The organism is Flavobacterium sp. LC2016-01 (genome assembly GCF_009711135.1).
Lineage (GTDB): Bacteria > Bacteroidota > Bacteroidia > Flavobacteriales > Flavobacteriaceae > Flavobacterium.
The window spans coordinates 436451-459083 of sequence record NZ_WMIC01000003.1 but is presented as its reverse complement, the minus strand read 5'-3'; the positions used below and the strand labels follow the sequence as shown (position 1 = coordinate 459083).

At 35.0% G+C, this 22633-nt stretch carries 25 protein-coding genes; 7 read left to right on the top strand and 18 right to left on the bottom strand.

Annotated features, from left to right (window positions below; all coding sequences use genetic code 11):
* Positions 1–156: 156 nt before the first annotated feature.
* The 16 genes from trpB to GKZ88_RS08950 form a co-directional block, all read right to left on the bottom strand.
* Positions 157–1338 carry a tryptophan synthase subunit beta gene (gene trpB / locus GKZ88_RS09025; protein WP_155102042.1) on the bottom strand — a complete coding sequence of 394 codons (1182 nt, stop codon included), beginning with the start codon at positions 1336–1338 and terminating at the stop codon, positions 157–159.
* A gap of 12 nt (positions 1339–1350) precedes the next feature.
* On the bottom strand, positions 1351–1983 hold the full coding sequence (locus GKZ88_RS09020) for a phosphoribosylanthranilate isomerase (protein ID WP_155102041.1): 633 nt from the start codon (positions 1981–1983) through the stop codon (positions 1351–1353).
* 138 nt (positions 1984–2121) lie between these two features.
* Entirely contained in the window at positions 2122–2907 is a 786-nt protein-coding gene (gene trpC, locus GKZ88_RS09015; RefSeq protein WP_155102040.1) for an indole-3-glycerol phosphate synthase TrpC, read from the bottom strand.
* A gap of 46 nt (positions 2908–2953) precedes the next feature.
* Positions 2954–3946, bottom strand: a complete 993-nt coding sequence (gene trpD, locus GKZ88_RS09010) for an anthranilate phosphoribosyltransferase (protein WP_155102039.1) — start codon at positions 3944–3946, stop codon at positions 2954–2956.
* A gap of 138 nt (positions 3947–4084) precedes the next feature.
* Complete coding sequence (locus GKZ88_RS09005; RefSeq protein ID WP_155102038.1) at positions 4085–4492, bottom strand: GNAT family N-acetyltransferase; 408 nt, start codon at positions 4490–4492, stop codon at positions 4085–4087.
* Between the two features lie 62 nt (positions 4493–4554).
* Positions 4555–5121 (bottom strand): aminodeoxychorismate/anthranilate synthase component II, encoded by a 567-nt coding sequence (locus GKZ88_RS09000; protein ID WP_155102037.1) that lies wholly within the window; start codon positions 5119–5121, stop codon positions 4555–4557.
* 88 nt (positions 5122–5209) lie between these two features.
* Positions 5210–5653, bottom strand: a complete 444-nt coding sequence (locus tag GKZ88_RS08995) for a hypothetical protein (protein ID WP_155102036.1) — start codon at positions 5651–5653, stop codon at positions 5210–5212.
* A 96-nt stretch (positions 5654–5749) separates the two neighbouring features.
* A complete protein-coding gene (locus tag GKZ88_RS08990; RefSeq protein ID WP_155102035.1) occupies positions 5750–7150 on the bottom strand; it encodes an anthranilate synthase component I family protein in 1401 nt (466 codons plus the stop codon).
* A gap of 297 nt (positions 7151–7447) precedes the next feature.
* Positions 7448–8725, bottom strand: a complete 1278-nt coding sequence (locus GKZ88_RS08985) for a hypothetical protein (RefSeq protein WP_155102034.1) — start codon at positions 8723–8725, stop codon at positions 7448–7450.
* A 208-nt stretch (positions 8726–8933) separates the two neighbouring features.
* A complete protein-coding gene (locus tag GKZ88_RS08980; RefSeq protein ID WP_155102033.1) occupies positions 8934–9500 on the bottom strand; it encodes a YceI family protein in 567 nt (188 codons plus the stop codon).
* A 31-nt stretch (positions 9501–9531) separates the two neighbouring features.
* Positions 9532–10164 carry an NAD(P)H-dependent oxidoreductase gene (locus tag GKZ88_RS08975; protein WP_155102032.1) on the bottom strand — a complete coding sequence of 211 codons (633 nt, stop codon included), beginning with the start codon at positions 10162–10164 and terminating at the stop codon, positions 9532–9534.
* 5 nt (positions 10165–10169) lie between these two features.
* A complete protein-coding gene (locus GKZ88_RS08970) occupies positions 10170–10631 on the bottom strand; it encodes a MarR family transcriptional regulator (protein WP_155102129.1) in 462 nt (153 codons plus the stop codon).
* A gap of 449 nt (positions 10632–11080) precedes the next feature.
* The gene (locus tag GKZ88_RS08965; protein ID WP_155102031.1) at positions 11081–11599 is read right to left on the bottom strand and encodes a GNAT family N-acetyltransferase; all 519 of its coding nucleotides are present in this window, start codon (positions 11597–11599) and stop codon (positions 11081–11083) included.
* 3 nt (positions 11600–11602) lie between these two features.
* Entirely contained in the window at positions 11603–12076 is a 474-nt protein-coding gene (locus tag GKZ88_RS08960) for a DUF6691 family protein (RefSeq protein ID WP_155102030.1), read from the bottom strand.
* A 10-nt stretch (positions 12077–12086) separates the two neighbouring features.
* A complete protein-coding gene (locus tag GKZ88_RS08955; RefSeq protein WP_347343865.1) occupies positions 12087–12650 on the bottom strand; it encodes a YeeE/YedE thiosulfate transporter family protein in 564 nt (187 codons plus the stop codon).
* A gap of 145 nt (positions 12651–12795) precedes the next feature.
* Positions 12796–14214 carry an MBL fold metallo-hydrolase gene (locus tag GKZ88_RS08950; RefSeq protein WP_155102028.1) on the bottom strand — a complete coding sequence of 473 codons (1419 nt, stop codon included), beginning with the start codon at positions 14212–14214 and terminating at the stop codon, positions 12796–12798.
* Between the two features lie 209 nt (positions 14215–14423).
* On the opposite strand from GKZ88_RS08950, the gene GKZ88_RS08945 reads away from it, so the two are divergent.
* The 6 genes from GKZ88_RS08945 (at position 14424) to GKZ88_RS08920 (ending at position 19997) form a co-directional block, all read left to right on the top strand.
* On the top strand, positions 14424–15017 hold the full coding sequence (locus GKZ88_RS08945) for an HD domain-containing protein (RefSeq protein ID WP_155102027.1): 594 nt from the start codon (positions 14424–14426) through the stop codon (positions 15015–15017).
* A gap of 153 nt (positions 15018–15170) precedes the next feature.
* The gene (locus tag GKZ88_RS08940; protein WP_155102026.1) at positions 15171–16517 is read left to right on the top strand and encodes a cytochrome ubiquinol oxidase subunit I; all 1347 of its coding nucleotides are present in this window, start codon (positions 15171–15173) and stop codon (positions 16515–16517) included.
* A gap of 2 nt (positions 16518–16519) precedes the next feature.
* Positions 16520–17596, top strand: coding sequence for a cytochrome d ubiquinol oxidase subunit II (gene cydB, locus GKZ88_RS08935; RefSeq protein WP_155102025.1), 1077 nt, complete (start codon positions 16520–16522; stop codon positions 17594–17596).
* A gap of 215 nt (positions 17597–17811) precedes the next feature.
* The gene (locus GKZ88_RS08930) at positions 17812–18306 is read left to right on the top strand and encodes a hypothetical protein (RefSeq protein ID WP_155102024.1); all 495 of its coding nucleotides are present in this window, start codon (positions 17812–17814) and stop codon (positions 18304–18306) included.
* 250 nt (positions 18307–18556) lie between these two features.
* The gene (locus GKZ88_RS08925) at positions 18557–19138 is read left to right on the top strand and encodes a Crp/Fnr family transcriptional regulator (protein ID WP_230392488.1); all 582 of its coding nucleotides are present in this window, start codon (positions 18557–18559) and stop codon (positions 19136–19138) included.
* A 100-nt stretch (positions 19139–19238) separates the two neighbouring features.
* Complete coding sequence (locus tag GKZ88_RS08920; RefSeq protein WP_155102022.1) at positions 19239–19997, top strand: glucose 1-dehydrogenase; 759 nt, start codon at positions 19239–19241, stop codon at positions 19995–19997.
* A 245-nt stretch (positions 19998–20242) separates the two neighbouring features.
* Here the strand turns inward: GKZ88_RS08920 and GKZ88_RS08915 are convergent, their stop codons facing one another.
* Together GKZ88_RS08915 and GKZ88_RS08910 are read right to left on the bottom strand one after the other, a co-directional pair.
* Positions 20243–21028 carry a sulfite exporter TauE/SafE family protein gene (locus tag GKZ88_RS08915; RefSeq protein WP_155102021.1) on the bottom strand — a complete coding sequence of 262 codons (786 nt, stop codon included), beginning with the start codon at positions 21026–21028 and terminating at the stop codon, positions 20243–20245.
* Between the two features lie 246 nt (positions 21029–21274).
* Complete coding sequence (locus tag GKZ88_RS08910) at positions 21275–21901, bottom strand: Crp/Fnr family transcriptional regulator (RefSeq protein ID WP_155102020.1); 627 nt, start codon at positions 21899–21901, stop codon at positions 21275–21277.
* Between the two features lie 378 nt (positions 21902–22279).
* On the opposite strand from GKZ88_RS08910, the gene GKZ88_RS08905 reads away from it, so the two are divergent.
* The gene (locus GKZ88_RS08905; RefSeq protein WP_155102019.1) at positions 22280–22591 is read left to right on the top strand and encodes a rhodanese-like domain-containing protein; all 312 of its coding nucleotides are present in this window, start codon (positions 22280–22282) and stop codon (positions 22589–22591) included.
* Positions 22592–22633: the final 42 nt, after the last annotated feature.

Sequence of the window (22633 nt, the reverse complement as noted above, 5' to 3'; positions counted from 1 at the left end):
ATTATTTTTCTCGTTATTTGTTTGCGTTAGGGATAGAGGCGATATCTCTCGATTTAGAAAAATAAGGCTTTTTAGCCGTAGTTTTTGTTTATCGGGAATAAAGCCGAAAGCCTCCCGATAGCTATCGGGATAGGAACGCCCAAATTACGATTTTTATTACAATTTAAAATAGTCAATATAATTGTCTAAATCTTTATCACCGCGCCCTGAAAGACTGATTACAACAACATCTGTAGGTTTAAATTTCTTTTGATCTAAAACTGCAAATGCATGTGCGCTTTCGATTGCCGGAATAATTCCTTCTAATTTTGTCAGCTGTAAACCTGCATTCATAGCATCATCATCCGTTACAGAGAAAAATTCACCGCGTCCGGTTTGTGCCAAATGCGCGTGCATTGGTCCAACTCCTGGATAATCCAAACCTGCAGAAATCGAATACGGTTCTGTAATTTGTCCGTCTGGTGTTTGCATCAAAAGGGTTTTACAGCCGTGAATAACACCAACTTTTCCCAGTTTACTTGTTGCGGCGCTGTGACCGCTATCTACACCTTTTCCGGCAGCTTCAACGGCAATAATACCAACTTCCGGTTCGTGCAGAAAGTGATAATAAGTTCCTGCTGCATTACTTCCTCCGCCAATGCAAGCTACTACATAATCCGGATTTTCACGCCCTTCTTTTTCTTTTAACTGCCATTTTATTTCTTCGGAAATAACACTTTGAAAACGCGTCACCATATCCGGATAAGGATGCGGTCCAATTGCAGATCCGATAATATAATGTGTATCAACCGGATTATTAATCCAGTCGCGAATAGCTTCGTTTGTAGCGTCTTTTAAAGTTCGTGAACCTGAAAGTGCCGGACGAACTTCTGCACCTAACATTTTCATACGAGCCACGTTTGGCGCCTGACGCGCAATATCGATTTCGCCCATGTAAACGATACATTCCATGCCCATTAAGGCGCAGACTGTTGCTGTTGCCACGCCGTGCTGACCCGCTCCGGTTTCAGCAATAATTCTTTTTTTGCCTAAACGTCTTGCCACTAATATTTGCCCGATAGTATTGTTGACTTTATGCGCTCCGGTATGATTTAAGTCTTCTCTTTTTAGATACACTTTGGTATTGTATTTTTCAGATAAACGTTTGGCAAAATAAAGCGGGCTAGGGCGTCCAACGTAATCTTTTAATAACTGATCGAACTCGGCTTTAAAACTAGGTTCGCTGGTAATTTTTAAATAATTCTGGCGTAATTCTTCTACATTTGGATATAACATTTCCGGAATGTAAGCTCCTCCAAATTCTCCGTAATATCCTTTTTCGTTGACGTTAAAATTCATTTTATTCCAATTTTAAAAGTTGGCAACATCAAATTTGCGTTTGAAATTGCTTAATAGATTTTTGTTTTTCAGCCCCGGTTCGATTTCAAATTTACTATTTACATCAATAGCATAAATAGGTAAATTGCTTTTTGAAATTTCTTCGATTGCTTTTAATTCATTAATTCCGATGCCACCGCTTAAAAAGAAAGGTTTATCAGATTTATATTTTTTTAATATGGTCCAATCAAAAGTGGTTCCGTTTCCTCCGGGTAATTTTCCTTTGGTATCAAAAAGGAAAAAATCAGAAACGGCTTCAAAAGGTTTTATCGTTTCAAAATCAAAATTTTCATCGGCAGAAAATGCTTTTATGATTTCTATTTTCTTTGGCAATTGTTTTTTTAATTCTGATATAAATTCCACCGATTCTTTTCCATGTAACTGAACAGCTTGTAAATTATATTTTGCAACTTTTTCCAGAATTTCTTCTTGAGTCTGATCTACAAAAACACCTGTTTTTTTGATGGTTCCGATTAATTCTGGAATCGTTCCGTTAAAATATCGCGCGGACTTTTCCCAGAAAATAAATCCCATATAATCGGGTAGGAGTGCACCTACTTCGAGAATGTTTTCGGGATATTTCATGCCGCATATTTTGAGTTTCATTTTGTTGTGTTTTTTTAACGCAAAGGGCGCTAAGATTTTTTTATTTTGATTGAGTTTTAAAACGCTGAGTTCGCAAAGTTCTTCCGCCACAAATTCACGAATGATTGTAAATTAAATTCGTGAATTCGTGGCTAATTTTTAAACGCTCAAATTTTTAATAAATTCTGTCGCTGCATTACCAGCATTGTCGGTTTTCATGAAGTTTTCTCCAATTAAGAAACCTTTGTAACCGTATGGTTTTAGTTCCTGAATGGCTTCGATTGATGAAATACCGCTTTCGGAAACTTTTACAAAATCATTCGGAATTTGAGATGCTAATTCTTTGCTGAAATCTAAACTAACTTCGAATGTTTTTAGATTTCTGTTGTTCACGCCAATCATGTCTAAACTCGGCATAATTGATTTTTCGAGTTCTTCCTGATTGTGAACCTCCAGCAAAACTTCTAAACCTAAATTCTTTGCAAATTCAGATAATGATTTAATTTCTTCACGCGTTAAAACCGCAGCGATCAATAAAATCAAATCGGCTCCGTGGGCTTTTGCTTCCAGAATTTGGTATTCATCAACTATAAATTCTTTTCGCAAAAGCGGAATATTAACACTTGCTCTTGCCAAAAGTAAATCGTCAAGAGAACCTCCAAAATATTTGGCATCGGTTAAAACTGAAATTCCGCAAGCGCCTGCATTTTCATATCCTTTTACGACTTCTTCAACCGTAAAATTATTGTTGATGATTGATTTTGAAGGAGAACGACGTTTGTGTTCTGCAATAATTCCCGAATTGCTTTCTCTCAATTTCTGACTAAGAGAAATAGTTTGTTTTCCAAAAAATATTGAAGCCTCCAATTGCGAAACCGGAATGATGGATTTTTTGAGAACGACTTCTCGTTGTTTATCAAATATTATTTTATCTAAGATGTTCATTTTTTAAAGATGCTAAGTTTCTAAGGTACTGAGGTACTAAGTTTTTTTAAAGAGATAACTCTTGTAATTTTTTAAGTGCTTGATGCCCTTTTCCAGACAATAAACTTTCCTTCGCCAATTCAAATCCTTCAAGCGGAGAACATTTTGTAACGGTTGCGATTGCCATTGCAGCATTGGCGCAAACCACATTATTCTGTGCTTCATTTCCTTTTCCAGAAATGATATTCGTGAATATTTCAGCCGATTCTTCGATGGTTTTTCCGCCTTCGATTTCAGTTTGGGATAAAAGTCTAACACCAAAATCCTCTGGTTTCAACATTCCTTCCATGTGTGACGTAATTATTTTGGTTGGACCTGTTAAAGAAATTTCGTCATAACCGTCAAGCGAATGAAGTATTGTAAAGTTTGTATCGGTATTTTGATATAAATAAGCGTACATTCTGGCTAATTCAAGATTGAAAACACCAACCAGCTGATTTTGTGGAAACGACGGATTTACCATTGGTCCCAACATATTGAAGAAGGTTTTTACCGCCAATTCTTTACGAATTGGTCCAACATTTTTCATCGCCGGGTGAAATAGGGGAGCATGCAAAACACAAATTCCGGCCTGATCAATACATTTTTCTAAAAACGAAGGATCGTTGCTGAATTTAATTCCCATTTTTTCCATGACGTTACTCGATCCTGAAATGGATGAAACTCCGTAATTTCCATGCTTGGCAACTTTTATTCCGGCTCCAGCCGATACAAAAGAAGCAAGAGTCGAAATATTAAAAGTGTCTTTTCCGTCACCGCCAGTTCCGCATAAATCGATGGTGTTGTAGGCTGATAAATCAACACGAACACACAATTCTAACAAAGCTTCACGAAATCCTGAAAGTTCATCAATCGTAATGCTTCGCATCATAAATACAGTCAAAAACGCCGAAATCTGGCTCGGATTATATTGTCCGCTTGAAATATTAATCAACACCTCTTTTGCTTCTTGTTTCGAAAGCACTTCGTGATTGATTAATTTATTTAATATAGTTTTCATTTTTTAAGTCTTAAAGTCGAAAGTCAAAAGTCTTAAAGTCTTTTGCTTCTCGTACCTGTTTTAATGTTGTGTTATTTATATTTTGTTAGTTCGTAATTGACTTTATGACTTTCGACATTAGACTTTACGACTAAAATTTTAATGTTCATTTCCCTGATAAATCCACATGGGTTCTGTTTTTCCTGCTCTTTCAAATCCGTTTTTTTTATAAAAATCAACCGATTTTCCGTCCGCGGTTAACATCTGCATGTGAAAGTGACTATATTTCTCCTGCATTTTATCTACAATCAATTTTCCAATTCCTTTTCCTTGATAATCAGGAAGCACCAATAAATGCGGATAATAAACGGTTAAAAATCCGTCAGAAATCGCATTCCCAAGTCCGACTAACTTTTTTCCTTCCCAGGCCGTAATTAAAGTTTCGGAATTTAATAAACCGTTATACAATTCATTCGGTTTACTGGCCGAGCTCCATTCGTTTGCTTGGTATAAAACCAAAATATCTTCAATATTGATTTCCCGGGTTTCTGAAATAGTTATTTTCATTTTTTTAAAGATGCTAAGTTGCTAAGATTATAAGGTTCTGAGTTTTTTACTGCGACTGTAAACTAACTCTTAATCCAATTCTCTAAAATCCTTTTTCCGTTTGGAGTCAATACACTTTCCGGATGAAACTGAACGCCTCTCACATCAAAAGTTCTGTGTCTTAGCGACATAATTTGCCCGTTTTCATCGACAGAAGTTGCCTCTAAAACATCTGGTAAATTAGCATCAACAACCCATGAATGGTATCTTCCAACTTCAAATTCAGAGCCTAAACCTTCAAACAAAATTTCGTCTGAAACTACTGTTTTTACATTTGTGGCAACGCCGTGATACACTTTGTCAAGATTGGAAAGCGTTCCGCCAAAAACTTCTCCAATCGCTTGTTGCCCTAAACAAACACCTAAAATGCTTTTTGTCGGTGCGTATTTCTGAATTACCGCTTTTAATAATCCAGCTTCATCCGGAATTCCAGGTCCTGGCGAAAGCAAGATTTTTTCGAAAGAGGCGATTTCGTCAATGTCAAATTCGTCATTTCGGTAAACGGTTACTTCGCAGTTTAAATCTTCTAAATAGTGCACTAAATTATAAGTGAAACTATCGTAATTGTCTATAACTAATATTTTTTTCATTTTTTCTAAGGTTCTAAGTTGCTAAGATTCTAAGGTTCTAAGTTTCGTAACTTGAAACTTGAAACAAAGAAAACCTGAAACTAAATTTTTATTTTTCTCGAACGTATTTTTCTGTTATAATGCGATCGATTCCTAATTTATCTACTTTTTCTACTCCTTTTTGAGTTAGCGTATCGTTTTTGATTTTTACGACAAACTCAAATTTTCCATTTTCCCATTGACGGTTGTTGAAATATTCCAGATTTTCGGTGTAAACACTGTCTTTTAAAGTATATTTTCCGCCTCCGCCAAAGAAAACGGCATTGGTTGAATCTTTACCGTTATTCAAATCATGATTGAAAAAAGCAAAATGCGTATCATTTATAATCTTAATCATTTTTGTTTTTGGATTGAAAGTCGAGAACGTCGAATCTTTTTCTGTCGTTTCAGCCGATATAAGTCGCCAGGTTCCTGTAATAGGATTTTCTTTTTTCTCCGAATTGCAGGAGGTCAGCGTAATGATTAAAATAAAAATTGATAATGATTTTTTCATGATTTGTGGTTTTTGTGGTTTTTGTTTCAGGTTTCAAGTTTCAGGTTTCAAGTTTCAGGTTTCAAGTTTCAGGTTTCATGTTCCAACAACTTGAAACTAAATTTTTTCTGCCATTTCAAGCGCTGTATTCAAAGCTCTTAATTTGTTATAGACTTCCTGCATTTCGCTTTCTTCATCAGAACTTGCAACAATTCCGGCACCAGCCTGACTGTGCAATTGATGATTTTTACTTAGAAAAGTTCGGATCATAATCGCGTGGTTAAAGTTTCCTTCAAAATCCATAAAACCTATTGCGCCTCCATAGAAATTACGATTTGTTTTCTCGTAATCTTCAATTAATTGCATGGCTCTGTGTTTTGGCGCTCCGCTTAAAGTTCCGGCTGGGAAAGTATCGGCAACAACTTGCATCGTCGTCGCTTTTTCATGTAAATGTCCGGTAACTTTAGAAACCAAGTGAATCACATGCGAGAAAAACTGAACTTCTCTGTATTTCTCAACGTTTACATCGTGTCCATTTCGGCTTAAATCATTTCTTGCCAAATCGACTAACATAACGTGTTCGCTATTTTCTTTTTTATCTTCAGAAAGTTCTTTGGCTAAAAGTGCATCGCGTTCATCATTTCCGGTTCTTTTGAAGGTTCCGGCGATGGGGTGAATTTCGGCTTTTCTGTTTTTTACGATAATTTGTGCTTCGGGCGAAGACCCAAAAATTTTGAAATCGCCATAATCAAAAAAGAATAAATACGGAGAAGGATTAATGCTTCTTAAAGCACGGTAAACATTGAATTCATCGCCTTTAAAACCTTGTGTAAAACGACGCGATAAAACCAATTGAAAAACGTCTCCGCGGAAGCAGTGTTTTTTGGCTAAAGCCACATTATGTTTAAATTCTTCGTCAGTTAAATTAGAGAAACCTTCGCCTTCTTTAGTGAATTTATATGAAGCAATATTTCTCGATTGCAATAATTGTTCAATTTCCGAAATATTATTTCTTCCGTCAACGCTGTGGCAGAAAATATAAGCTTCGTTTTTAAAGTGATTAATGGCAATAATATTTTGATAAACGGCATAAAAAACGTCCGGAATCGAAGTCGCGTTGTCTTTTTTTGCAATCGAAACTTTTTCGAAATAACGAACGGCATCATAAGAAATATACCCAAATAAACCGTTATTGATGAATTTAAAATCATTTTTCTCCGATTTAAACTGGCTCGAAAATTCCTGAATTACTTCCGGAATATTAGTCGAAGCATCAATTTTAATTTGTTCCGATGTTCCGTCAGGAAAAGTTTTAGAAATCGTTTCGTTTTCGATTTTAATCGTTGCAATCGGGTTACAGCAAACGTAAGAGAAACTATTGTCATTTCCGTGATAATCACTACTTTCCAGTAATAAACTATTTGGGAATTTATCTCTTATTTTGAAATAAATGCTAACCGGCGTGATGGTGTCTGCCAGGATTTGTCTGTAATGTGTGTTGAGTATAAAAGGTTTCAAAGTATGTTGTTTTTTAGTTTTTAATTTATCTTCTAGAGTTTTGGCCAAAAAAAAAGGCTTGTCGTGATGACAAGCCTTTTATATTTATAGTTTTGAAAATACCATAGGAAGCTTAGTTCACGACGTTTGACGTAAATTCTTCCACCACCAAGTATTGTTCATTAATGTTTTCATTTTCTTATTTTGATATCACAAAGATATAAAGGTAATTTGAATTAGAAGTCATAAAATTTCAAAAAAAACTTTTCTAAATCTGAAAATTTGTTAAATTTTAAAATCAAATACTTGCTCAATGCCTTAATTTCCAATAGCCAGAGTGTTGTTTACATTAGCTCTAAAATCTGGGCTTCCTTTAATGTTTGGCGTTGTAAACAGATCTACATTTTTAATTTTTGTGTATTCTATGCCCGAATTTTGACTATTGTAAAAATTTTGGATCGCTGGATCACTTGACGAAGATTCGCTGGTAATACCGCCATTGCAATTGTTGACAATTAAATTCTTGAAAGTAAGTTTAGCCAAATTCGCATCGCCGTCTCCAATATTTCCTTCAAGCAAAGCAAAAGGGGTAAAGCCTGAAATAATACTATTTGATAAATTAAAAAAGGTATCTTCTCTAACATAAACAGATTCTCTCACAAGGCCTTGATTGTTCTCTTCCAGATTCACTAAAGTAATGTTTGTAGCATTAATTTTAGTCATTTTTTTGCTCATATCTGTATTTCCAATTTTGTCAAACGAATCGACTTCAAAACATCTTGAACCTGAAACATCTGATGAAAAAGGATGACGAATAGCAATACTATTGCTGATGTTGATTTGTGCGCCTTGCGTAAAATCGAAATCATCATCAGTAGTTCTGTATGAAATTAAATTATTCAAGTTTAAATCTCCTCCGTAACACTCAAAAGAATCGTCATTTGAAAAACTGATTTGAATATTGCTTAAAACTGTTTTTCTTCCAACGCCAGCTAATGAAAGTCCGTTAAGCTCTTTTAAGGCACTTAATTTTCTTCCGGCATATTCGATACGAACATATTTTAAAGCACCAGAATTATCTTCAGCATCTTGACCACCATAATGATTTAACAGTGGCTCAAGATCAAAAGGTAAGGTATGTAAACCGCCTAAAGTATTTATTGGAGCTTTTCCTAAAATAATAATGCCTCCCCAATCGCCAGGTTTTCTTTCTGTTTTTTCTTTATTTGAAGTAAAAATTATTGGATCAGTTTCTAAACCTTCGGCCATAATTTTAGCACCATTGGTAATTACAAGTGTACCGCAGCTTTTATCATCGCCGCGAATTACAGTTCCAGGTTCGATTGTTAAAGTTGCATTATTGGTCACATATACAACACCAACTAATTGATATGTATTACGTTTTAATAATTTTAAATCTTTGTCTATTGTTCCGGCAATTATATTGGTTGCTTCATTATATTCGTTAGCAGCAGGCTTAAAATTGGTCCAATTGTTCATCCAGTTTGTCGTTCCAATAATTCCTTTAGTTTGTTGAGCCTGCATGAAAAAAGTGCTTAAAACGATAAAAAAAGCAAGTGTAGTTTTTGTTTTCATAACTATAATTTTAATTTCTAGTTTTTGATTTTTAATTTCCTCAAAATTAGAGCCCGAATGTTAATCAATTCGGTTATAGTTATTATGAAAGCGTTATTTTAGTATTAAGAACGTTATGTTTTCGAAAAGTAATAATGCATAAAAAACAAACCCCAACAGTATAAACTGTTGGGGTTTGTTTTTATAAGAACTTGTAAATTTTAAAATATTAGAATTTTAAAGCTACAGCCAATTCAAATTCGTCGTTGATAGTTTTGTCTCCTAAACCTTCGAAGAAACTTCCTGAACCATATTTAATGTCATATTTAGTTCTGTCAACTTTGAAAGCTGTAGTTGCAGTGTTTCCAGCTACAGTGATATCAAAAGTTACTGGTTTAGTAATTCCTTTGATAGTTAAATCAGCAGTTACAGTATAAACGTCAGTTGCTTTAGCACCGATAGTTTTGAAAACTAATTTTGCAGTTGGGAATTTGTCAGTTCCAAAGAAATCGTCAGCTTTTAAGTGACCGTTTAATTTTCCTTGGTATTCTCCAGTTAAATCTGTAGAAGTTAATGAAGTCATATCAACAGTGAATGAACCACCAACTAATTTTTTTCCTTTGAAAACTACAGCACCTTCTTTGAAGTTTACTGTTCCAGAGTGCTCTCCAGTTACTTTTTTACCTACCCATTTGATAGTAGATGCTTTTGCGTCGATTTTTTTAGTTTGAGCATTTACTGAAATACTAGCCGCTGCTACGAATAATGCTATTGCAATTGTTTTTAAATTTTTCATGTTGTTAAAATTGAATTTGGATTAATAATAATTATAGAGTGATAAATAATTCTTCGTGAGATTTTCTAACTTTTTTGTAATGCTGAGCGTCGTCCTCATCATGTCTGTAACCAACAGTTGCAATAACTGAAGCGTTTAAACCTAATTTGTCAAAACCTAAGATTTCGTTGAATGCAGCAGGATTAAAACCTTCCATTGGAGTTGCATCAATTTTTAATTCAGCAGCTGCAGCAAGTAAAGTTCCTAAAGCAATGTAAGTTTGTTTTGCTGTCCAGATATTTTTAGCATCTTGAGATAAGTTAGCAAGAGTACCTTTCATCATATCGCTGAATCCAGCTAAAGCATCAGCAGGAACTCCTCTTGTTTCACTGATATTTTTGATGTACGCATCTACAGATTCTGGTCCTGCATTTAAGTCATTTGCAAAAATGAAAAGCTGAGAAGCATCAGTAATTTGCGTTTGCCCGTAAGCTGCAGCTTTTAATTTTTCTCTAATTTCAGGATTTTCTACGATAACAACTTTATAAGGCTGTAATCCGTATGAAGAAGCAGCTAGTCTAACAGCTTCTTTTAATGTATTTAAATCTGCTGCAGCAATTTTTTTAGTTGCATCAAATTTTTTGGTAGCATATCTCCAATTTAAATTGTCTAATAATGTGCTCATAAATATTAATTTTGTTGGGTTCGGTATTTTTCTAATAACTTGTTTAATAATTCTAATTCTTCTGGGCTTATATTATCGGCAAATATGCGTTCGTGCTCATCTACCTTCGGGTCTAATTCTTTTAATACATCTAATCCTTTTTGAGTAATCGAAACTTCGATTTTTCGTCGATTATCAGGACAAACATTTCTTGTTACGAATTCTTTCAGTAATAATTTGTCAACTAATCGGGTTGTGTTACTCGTTTTGGCTAACATACGTTCTTGTATCACACACATATTAGCAGGATTTCCTTTTTGTCCTCTTAATATACGCAGTACATTATATTGTTCTCCAGATAAATCATACGGTTTTATCAACTCGTTGAAATGATCCTGAATCACATTCTGTGTGTACATAATATTCAGAATAACTTTTTTCGCATTATCCATCTTAACTGTACTCTTAATAACCTCTTCAATTGTCATAGTCGTAAGTGTATAATTTGTATATACAAATGTATAGCTTTTAATATTTGTATATACAAATGTCATGTTAATTTTTTGTTAATTCAAATAATGGCGAATTATTAACTTGACAAAGCCTATATAATTAGTGTAAAAATAATATTATTTTTTAAAATTTCCGAATAATCTTTATTTGGTATTTTAAATGCTTGATAAAGATACGTTTAAGTTTTAATTTTCTCAAATAATTGGTTTTAACAGAATGTAAAGTTTGATCATCTGGGCGTGCCACTATTTAAAAAAAGGCCTAATATACTTTACGTTTATGAGGCCATTTCTTAAATACTGTCGGGCTATACGGGCTACTTCGGTAGCTTCCTTCTATCCCTCACGCGAGCACAGTATACAAGAAACCCGACAGGTTTCGAAAGCTGTCGGGTTTTATTATGTAATGTTTTAAAATAAAAAACTTAAAACAACTGTTTTTCATAAGCTTTTCGCGCTGAACCTCTAAAATAGACTTCGCCGCAATAGGTATATTTTAATCTGTCAAGAATTTTCAACATCGGAATATTATCAAAATTGGTGTCTACCTTAATACTGTAAACATTATTTTCAAGGCATAAACCTTCAATGCTTTCAAATAGTTTTGTGGCAATTCCTTTTCCTTTTGCCAATTTAGAAACTGCAACACGATGTATTACAACATAATCGCCATTAGTAAGCCATTTGCCTTCGATGTCATCGTAAGCTGGTTCTTTATCAAAAATAATAGCAGCGTAACACAAAATCGATTCGTTTTCGGTTAATACATAAGCATATCCATTTTTTATATCATTTTCAATTGAAACTTCATTTGGATAACCGTCTTGCCATTGTGTGCTTCCGTCTAGTCGTCTTTGTTCAATTGCATCTTGTAGAATATTCCAAATTTCAGGTATTTCTGAAAGATTTGCTTTTCGTAACGATAACTTTTCTGCTGTATTCATTTTTTAGTGAGGCAATTTATCTTTAATCAAACCATAAAACCAAGTTCCGGCAATAGCACTTAATAAAGTAACTATAATTACAGTAACTCCAGTTCCAATTTGAGCAAAAAGCGGACCTGGACAAGCTCCGGTAATCGCCCATCCAAAACCGAACATTAATCCGCCATAAATTTGTCCTTTGCTGAAAGTCTTTGGCTGAATTTCGATTTTCTCGCCCTGAAGGGTTTTAATGTTGAATTTTTTTATCAGTTGAACAGATATAAGTCCAACAGCAACTGCGCTTCCAATTACGCCATACATAAAAAACGACTGCAAATGGAACATTTCCTGAATACGGAACCAGCTGATAATTTCTGCTTTTACAAATACAATTCCGAAAAAGATACCGACAATTAAATATTTAAGATTTGCGAATCCGGCTTCTTTTTTCTCGCTTGCGTTGATTCCTTCAGTATCTGTATTTTCTAGATTACTCATTTTTGAAATTTTAAAGTGAAAGAATATAAGGCAAAATCAAAAGCGACATTACAAAACCACCAATCATAAAACAGATTGTGGCAACTAATGAAGGCCATTGCAAATTTGATAATCCCATAATAGCATGACCGCTGGTGCATCCGCCCGCGTAACGCGTCCCGAAACCAACTAAAAATCCGCCAATGACAATCATGATAAATCCGCGAAGCGTGAATAAACTTTCCCAGGAAAAAAGTTCTTTTGGCAATAATCCGGAATGATCTGTAATTCCGTACGATGCTAATTGTTCTGAAAGCTGTGGTGTAATTTCAACCGCATTTGGATTTGACAGAAAATAAGCTGCGATAGCGCCTCCAAGAAAAATTCCGAAAACAAAAAATAAATTCCAGCTTTCTTTTTTCCAATCGTATTTAAAAAACGAAATATTCGCCGGAATACAAGCCGCACAAATATGTCGAAGCGAAGAACTAATCCCGAAAGATTTATTTCCGATTATTAATAAAATAGGAACAGTTAATCCAATCAGCGGACCTGCAACATACCAAGGCCAAGGTTCTTTTATAATTTCTAATATACTCATAACTAAAATTAAGTGCTTTTTGTTTTTAACCATTAAGATATTAAGCAAATCTAACTTAATGAAACTTTCAAAGAAGAAAAATTAAGCATTCCAACTTAATTAACTTAATATCTTAACGGTAAAAATTTATGTTCAATGTTTATGCTTTCAAAACCTTACTCTGACAAACAAAATCTGATTTTGGAATTTCTGTTTTTGAAATCGCTCCAAAACCGCCTTCAATTTCAGAAAAATTTCTAAAACCGCGAGCCTGCAAAATCGAAGCCGCAATCATACTGCGGTAACCGCCGGCACAGTGTAAATAAAAATGCTCATTTGGGTCAATGTCTTTTACCCAATCATTAATATAAGCCAGAGGTTTACTGTAAGCCTCTTCAATATGTTCTGCTTCGTATTCAGTTTCTTTGCGGATATCGATAATTTTATCGGTATCAATTTTGACTTTTTTAGCAAATTGCGCAGCAGTAATTCTATTTACGGTATCAATTTCAAAACCTGCTTTTTGCCAAGTTTCAAAACCGCCTTCAAGATGTCCAATAATGGCGTCAAAACCTACACGGCTTAAACGCGTAACAGTTTCTTCTTCCATACCTGCAGAAGTAACTAATATAATTGGCTGTTTTACATCAGCAATCAAAGTTCCAACCCATGGCGCAAAATCACCATTGATTCCAATATTAATCGACTGTGGAATAAATCCTTTGCTGAAATCAGCAGCACTTCTTGTGTCTAGGATCAAAGCTCCGGTTTCTTCGGCAACAGCCTCAAACTCTTCGGCTTTAATCGCTTTCATTCCGTTATGCAAAACGGTTTCAAAACTTTCGTAGCCTTGCTTGTTCATCGCAACGTTCATGCTGAAATAGGCAGGAGGAGGTAATAAACCGTCAGTTACTTCTGTTATAAATTCTTCCTCGGTCATATTAGCGCGCAAAGCATAGTTGGTTGCTTTTTGATTTCCGATTGTCGAAACGGTTTCTTTGCTCATGTTTTTCCCGCAGGCGCTTCCCGCACCGTGCGCTGGATAAACAATAACCTCATCGGCCAAAGTCATAATTTTATTTCTTAAAGAGTGAAATAAAATTCCGGCCAATTGATCCTGTGTCATTCCGGCTGCTTTTTGTGCCAAATCTGGACGTCCAACATCACCAATAAATAAGGTATCGCCAGAAAAAATTGCATGATCTTTTCCGTTTTCATCAATCAATAAAAAAGTAGTACTTTCCATCGTGTGTCCCGGAGTATGCAATACTTTAATCGTAATTTTTCCGATTTTAAATTCCTGATTGTCTTTCGCAGAAATGCATTCAAATTCACAGGCAGCATTTGGTCCGTAAACAATTGGTGCTCCGGTTTCTTTGCTTAAATCAACATGGCCGGAAACGAAATCGGCGTGGAAATGCGTTTCAAAAATGTATTTTAAGGTAACGTTGTCGCGTTCTAAACGATCTAAATAGGGCTGAATTTCTCTAAGCGGATCAATAATTGCCGCTTCGCCGTCTGAAGTGATATAGTATGCACCCTGCGCAAGGCATCCGGTGTAGATTTGTTCAATTTTCATGATTTGGAAATCTAAAATTTGGTACGCAAAGGTAAGTTTGTTTTTCCGTAAAATAGGTGACTAATGTTACAGAAATTTGTTTTGGTTGTAAAAAGAAGTGAATTTTCATCCTATGAGTTATTTAAGTAATTAAAGTTGAGCAATTACGCTTTAAGCTTTAATTTTGCATATGACGAATGTCATTTTTCAGAAAAAAAATAATCAGTTATATGAATACAAAAGATTTATTAGATCAAATTGCTTTTATAAAAGAAATTGATAAAGTAAAATACATTCAGCGAAAGACAAAATTGTTTAACAGTGACCGATGTGAAAATGATGCTGAACACAGCTGGCATTTGGCTTTAATGGCAATTGTTTTAGCAGAACATTCAAATGAGCCAATTGATGTTTTGAAAGTCGTAAAAATGGTGCTTATCCACGACATTGTAGAAATCGATGCGGGAGATGTTTTTATTTATGATACTGTAAAAAATCATGATAATACGGATGAAGAACGATTAGCGGCGAATAGAATTTTTGGTTTGCTTCCAAAGAAACAAGCTGAAGATTTTATCGCCATTTGGGAAGAATTCGAAGCCGGAGAAACCAACGAAGCTAAATTTGCAAGATCAATGGACAGATTAGAACCTTTATTGCAGAATACTTCTAATAACGGCGGAACCTGGAAAGAGTTTGATGTAAGATACGATAAGGTTTATGAGAAAAAAAGCGTCATAAAAAATGGTTCAACATCTTTATGGAATTATGCTGAAGGTTTGATAAACGAGAGCGTTGAAAAAGGGATTTTGAAGAAAGAGTAGAGATAATAATAGCGGAATCATTAAGTGTACTTTCTACTTTTTAAATTGTTGAAAAGTTTCACAAATATCAAGCGAGAAACTTTTTTTTAAAGGCAACATTTCGGGTTGTAATGGTTAAATTTGTGGGACTTCATAAAACCAAATACCACTACAATGGAAGAAATGCTTTTTTATGACCGAATGCAATTCGCCTTCACAATTACCTTTCACTATCTTTTTCCGCAACTTACAATGGGTCTTTCTTTGATCATTGTGTACTTCAAATGGAAATACCTTAAGACTAAAGACGAGCAATATAACCACGCCACGCATTTCTGGATGAAAATCTTTGCGCTGAATTTTGCGATGGGCGTTGTAACCGGAATTCCCATGGAATTTCAATTCGGGACAAACTGGGCTAAATTCTCCGAATTAACTGGCGGAATTATTGGTCAGACTTTGGCGATGGAAGGAATGTTTTCTTTCTTTCTTGAATCATCTTTTCTGGGAATATTTTTATTTGGAGAAAAACTGCTCGGCCATAAATGGCATTTTGTAACCGGACTTTTAATTTGTATTGGTTCCTGGGCAAGCGGATTCTTAATCATAGCGACACATTCTTGGATGCAGAATCCGGTGGGTTATGAGATTTTGGAAAACGGAAAATTTGTCCTCAATAATTTTCAGGCTTTATTTTTAAATCCGTGGCTTTGGCCTTCCTATTTGCACAATCAAGCCGCTTCTTTGGTAACAAGTTCTTTTGTTGTTGCTGGAATTGGCGCTTTCTATATTTTAAGTCATAAGAATGTTTCTTTCGGAAAATTGTTCCTTAAAACCGGAGTTATCTTCGGATTGATTTCGAGTATCATTGTTGCCGTTCCAACGGGAGATTTACTGGCTAAAAATGTTGTGAAATATCAGCCTGTGACTTTTGCCGGAATGGAAGGGATTTTCCATACCGAGAAAAAAGGTTCTGAAATTGTCTTAATCGGTCAGCCCGATGTAAAAGATAAAAAACTCGACAATAAAATTGCTGTTCCTAATATTTTAAGTTTCCTGACGTATGGAAACTGGAATCAGGAAATTAAAGGTTTAGATCAGTTTGAAGAAGATATTCATCCTACAAATATTTCGGGATTGTATTACGCCTATCATATTATGGTGGGACTCGGAACTGTGTTTATTGGTTTGATGGTTCTCTCACTTTTTCAGTTAATCAGAGGAAAATTATTCGAAACCAAATGGATTTTATGGTCGCTCATGTTTATGATGCCATTTCCGTACATCGCCAATACAACTGGCTGGTACACGGCGGAATTAGGAAGACAGCCGTGGCTGGTTTACAATTTAATGCGGACTGCGGCGGGCGCATCGCCAACGGTTTCATCCGGAAATACCTTATTTACTTTATTAGGTTTCATCGGATTGTATCTTTTACTCGGAATGCTGTTTTTGCTTTTGATTGGAAAAATTATCAATAAAGGACCTCATCATGTGGAACTTTCAACAGAAAAAATATAAGTATGGAATTTTTTTGGTACGTAGTTTTAATGGGAATTTTGGCTGTTTATCTGGTTTTAGACGGCTATGATTTTGGCGCAGGAATTATTCATTTATTTTTTGCCGATACTGAAAGAGATAAAAAAGTAATTACGAATTCAATTGGCCCGTTTTGGGATGCCAATGAAGTTTGGTTGATTGCTGCAGGAGGTGTTTTGTTTTTTGCTTTTCCAACTTTATATGCATCTTCTTTCAGCGGATTTTATTTGCCTTTGATTATGATTTTATGGTTGTTGATTTTCCGTGCGATTGGATTGGAAATGCGCGGACAAGTGCATAATCACATGTGGGAAGCAATTTGGGATAAAGCGTTCGGAATTGCGAGTTTGCTTTTAGCACTTTTCTTCGGAATTGCTTTAGGAAATATTGTTCGAGGCGTAAATCTCGGAATGGTGCAAAATGGTGTTTCGACTCAGGAACCGCATTTTTTCTTCCTGCCTTTATGGAATCCAACTTTTAGTCCACAGGCAAATGAATTGGGAATTATAGATTGGTTTACGCTTTTTCTCGGAATTGTCAGCACGGTTGCTTTAACCATTCACGGCGCCAACTGGATTATTTATAAAACCAATTCATCTTTGAATCCAAAACTTAAAAATGTGGTTTTCAAATTGAACTTTGTTTTGCTTCTTTTGGTTTTTATTTCCTTGGGAATCTGGCATTTCATAGAACCTCAACCGTTCCATAATTTTATTGAAAATCCAATCCTTTGGTTTTTTCCGTTAATGACTTTCGTTGGAATTGCAGGATTATTCAAAGTCCGTTCCTTTAAAAAAGACGGTCAAGGATTTGTATTTTCGACTTTATTTTTAGTTGGAGGATTTGCTTCAACAGCCGTTTCAATTTTTCCGAATGTTTTGCCTTCTACGAATAATGTAAACCCTTCATTAACGATTTATAATACTGCAGCCGGAGAATACGGTTTAAACGCAGGTTTGAGTTGGTTTTTTGTTGCTTTGTTTTTGGTGATTGTTTATTTTGTTATTCAGTATCGCGTTTTTAGCGGGAAAATGGATGATGTTGGGTACGGGGAGCATTAAGTTTTTTGTTAGCCACAACCCGAGCGATAGCGAACTGGCGAAGCAATTGCACTAATTTTCACGAATTAATTATATGAATTGCCTCCAGTTTTAACTGGAGGTTTTTTGTTTGAATTTGAATTAGGCTTTAGCCAAACTTTGTGGTTTTGGCTAAAGCCTTTTTTGCATACATTTGTTTACCTCCAGCTTTAGCTGGGGGTAAACAAATGTAAATTATGGAATTTGATCCTTTATTAGATTATAGTCATACTGATTTGGGTAATGAAAAGAATTTAGCTTACTGGAATTTCTGTGAATTAATAAAAACATTAATAACTCTTTCGAGTAATGCTGAAAAACAAGATGAAATTGTAGGTTATGGAGCAGTTTGTGACGAAATGGCAATCGATTTTGAATCATATTTTACATTAACTGTAGATCTATATCGAAATTTTAATTTATTAACTAATCTACAGCTTGAAAAACTTGAGGAATTGGATCTATTTTTTGACAACAGAAGTGGAGACAAATCTCCAGATTTTTGGGATGATTTTTTACTTGAAACAAATCATGAATGGGAGTTGGTTAGGAATATGGCAAAAGATATTTTGAAATTGCTGGAGATGGAGGATTTACAACTTGAAATAGAACGAGAAGAAAAATTCGAAGAAACGAATAAAGGGAGGAAATTAATTATGCAGTGTACCAAAATTCGATTAATTAAAAAATAGAATATTGAAATTGAAAAATGTCATTGACCCGATATTGCGTTAGGGATAGAAGCGGTATCCTTTTGTGACAAATTTTTGGTCTTGATTAAAAATGATATTTTCTGGAACAAAAGATATAGCGGATAGCCCGGCCGGAGGAAACGCCCAAAACAGACCAATTCAATTCTGCGTTTTTGATACCAATTTTTAGAATAACTTTGCAAAACTGCTTACATCTATTGTAAATCCTAGCCTAAAATCCATGGAAGACATGACATCCTTTATTGAAAATATTAATAATAAAGTCGTTTTATTGCCGGACGAAATGGATGTTTTATTGTCTGAATTTAAAGTGCGAAAAATAAAGAAAAGACAGTTTATTGTACAACCGGAATTTGTAAACAAACACAGAACTTATGTGCTTGAAGGAGCTTTTCGCGCTTATGTTGTCGATGAAAAAGGAAACGAGCATACCATTCAGTTTGCTATCGAAGACTGGTGGATTGCGGATTATAATAGTTATATATATCAAACTCCAGCGACGATGTTTGTAGTAGCTTTAGAAGATAGCGTGATACTGCAAATAAATCATGAAGCCGAACAGAAACTAAAAGCTTCTGCTCATAATTTTGAAACATTATTTCGTATAATGGCTGAAAAGTCTGCCGCATTTTTTGCGCGTCGAATTGTTGCAACGCTAACACAAAATGCAGAGCAGCGCTATACGGAGTTTCTCGAAAAATTTCCAAAAGTTGCGCAGCGATTGCCGCAATATGCTCTGGCATCGTACCTTAACATGACAACAGAGTTCTTATCGAAAATACGTAATGAAAAAGTAAAGAAGAAAAGTTGAAGTAGTTCAACCTTTTTTCCTAAGATACTTCAACTTTTCGGCCTGACTTAATACCCAACTTTGCTTTATAAATTAACAATGTATAATTAATAAAGTAAAAATGGAAAATTCACAAAAATTAAATGGTAAAGTCGCATTAATAACTGGCGCATCAAAAGGTATTGGTGCCGGAATTGCTAAAGCTTACGCAAATCAGGGCGCAAAAGTAGTTGTCAATTATGCCAATGACAAGAATGGTGCCGATAAAGTGGTTCAGGAAATAATCACTAATGGTGGAAAAGCAATTGCAATTCAAGGTAATGTTGAAAAAGCAGCTGATGTAAAACGCATTTTTGAAGGAATTGTAAAAACATTTGGTCAACTTGATATACTGGTAAATAATGCAGGCGTTTACAGCTTTGCAGGTATCGATGATATTACCGAAGAATCTTTTCACCGTATGTTTAACATTAATGTATTGGGCAGTATACTTACAATTCAGCAAGCAGTGAAATTATTTGGAGATAAAGGCGGTGCTGTCATTAATGTAGGTTCGATCGTATCAACACTTGATATGCCAACTACATTGGTTTACACGCAAACTAAATATGCCGTCGATGCTATGACGCGTATTCTTGCCAAAGAATTTGGACCGAAGAAAATACGTATCAATTCTATTAATCCTGGACTGATCGAAACAGAAGGTTCACATAGTTCTGGGGTTATGAACGGAGATGGAGAAAGATGGCACGTATCAGAAACACCGCTAGGCCGTGTAGGGAAACCGGATGATATTGCAAAAGTGGCTGTATTTCTTGCTTCTGAAGATTCGTATTGGATTACGGGCGAAACCATTGCTGTTTCTGGTGGACAACGTTAATTAAACTTTGGTTCATAAAACGCAGCTATTAAATTCAATGATAAGAATATATTCTTGTCATTGAATTTTTTGTTTTATATGAAGTCAGTTTTGTCTAAGCTAATTGACAAGAAACGCAAAATGCTTTTTTTAGTTTCACCTTTGTCAAAGTGTAAAACTCTGACAAAGATTACTCTACAAGTGAACTAAATTGAAAATATTTAAAATCTACACAAATTTGCCGAATTTATGTGATGTGATAAACTTTAGAATAAAACCTCTTTTGTAATAATATAAATTCCCATTACGAGAACAAACCAGCCGAAAAGCGGTTTTAATTTTGCTCCGTCAATTTTTTTAGAAAGCTGGCTTCCAATGAACATTCCGAGAAGCGCCATTCCTGAAACGCTTAATAAAAATGGATAATTTATGGAAGTTCCAATATATAAATCCCCTGCAAAACCTATTGAAGAATTGATTGTGATAATTAAAAGTGAAGTTCCAACGGCTTGTTTCATTGGTAATTTTGCAAAAAACAAAAGCGCCGGTATAATTAAAAATCCACCGCCGGCTCCCAAAAATCCCGTTACAATTCCGACTAAAAAGCCAATGATACTTAATTGAATATAATTTGTTTCGGCATTTTTTATTTCTGGCTGCGGTTTCTGAATCATCGAAATTGCTGCCGTAATCATCAAAACTGAAAAGACAATCATGATCAGGAAATCTTTTGAAACCGAATAAGATGCGATTGAAAATAGGGTAGAAGCAATTTGAGGAAAAATAACTTCACGAATAATTAAAATGGAAATCACAGAAGGAATCGCAAAATACAATGCCGATTTTAATTTTAAATTTCCCATTTTGTAATGGCTGTAACTTCCAGAAAGTGCAGTCAAACCAACAATAAATAAAGAATAAGAAGTGGCTTGCTCTGGGTTTACTTTAAATAAATAAACCAGAATTGGAATTGTCAAAATCGATCCGCCTCCACCAATTAGGCCCAGCGAGATTCCGATTATGATTGAAGCAAAATAGCCTAAATATTCCATTGCATTTATTTTGACGCAAAGGTGCTTAGGAAATTAGAAACCTACAGTAACATTTATCACAGAAGGATGTTTTTTGTTTCCTAATTGTTGCCCACGGATTTTACGGATGAAACGGATTGCCACAGATTAATTATTAAAAGTATGTCAGACTGAGCGAAGTCGAAGCCCACACAGCATTTCGACTTCGCTCAATGTGACAAATCAACCAGCGAAAATCCGTTTAATCAGTATAATCCGTGGCCAATATCACTTCAATAATTCAATCTGGTTTCGGTTGAGTTTGACTAAACCTCTTTGCTCCATTTTTTTTAATAATCTGGAAACAACTTCTCGAGAGGTGTTTAGTTCGGTTGCGATTTCTTGATGCGAAAGTTTAACTTCTGAACAGCCACAGGCATCAGAATGTCTTTTTAAATAAAATTCCAAACGTTCATCCATAGAACGGAAAGCGATATTATCGACAACTTCTAAGACTTCTTCAAAACGACTTCTATAGGTTTCTATTACAAATTCGTACCAAGAACGGTGTTCCATCATCCATTTGTCCATTAGCGTAAGCGGAATCATCATGACGGTAACATCTTCGACCACTTTTGCCATGATTTGGCTTTTTTCACTTTTGGCAGTACAAATCATCGAAATAGCGCAGGCTTGACCCGGCTGTAGATAATACATTAGAAACTCACCGCCATCTTCGCCTTCGCGGTAAATTTTGATTTTTCCTTTAAGTATCAAAACGGTGTTTTTGATATATTGTCCGGTACGCATTAAAATGGTTCCGGCTTCAAAGTTTTGCTGGTTTCCGTTTTCTTCAATAGTTGTAACGAGTTCGCTGGAGAAATTGGGGAAGATATTTTTTAAGAAGTTTTGCATTGATTTAAAATAATTTTGTCACATCGAGCGGAGTCGAGATGTTTGCGGTTCTCGACTCCGCTCGAACTGACAGATGTTATTCGTTATACCCGATGTTTTTATCAAAATCGAATTAAAAATTGTAATTTTTTACAAAGATAATAGATTCGGCTGGCATTAATTGTCAGAAAACTTTAATTAAGATGTATTTTGTGTAAATGCAAAAAACCTATTTTCTATCGATTTTATAGAGTGAATTTTTAAAAATAGTAAGTAAATTTGTAATTCACTGATTATAATCCTTTCTCTAAAACGTTTTCTGAGAATAATAATCGAAATCGCATTTGGTACGTTTTTAATTAATAGAAACGTCGTAATTTTACAAAAACACATATTACTATGAATTTATCACAAGAAGATTGGGTTGCTCAGCTAAACGCTGACGAAAATGCAGTTATACTTGATGTAAGAACTGAAGACGAATTTAATGATGGCTATATTGAAAATGCTGTAAATATTGACATTAATAAAGGTCAGGCTTTTATTTATGAAATTGAAGAATTAGATAAAAACAAAAACTATTATGTGTATTGCCGTTCTGGTGCCAGAAGTGCAAAAGCATGCCAGGTTATGAATGAATTAGGTATAGAAAATGCCTATAACTTGCTTGGCGGTATACTGGATTGGGAAGGCGACACCATACAACCATAAAAAGAAGAAGAGGCGCAAAAAAGCCTCTTTTTTTGTTTTAAA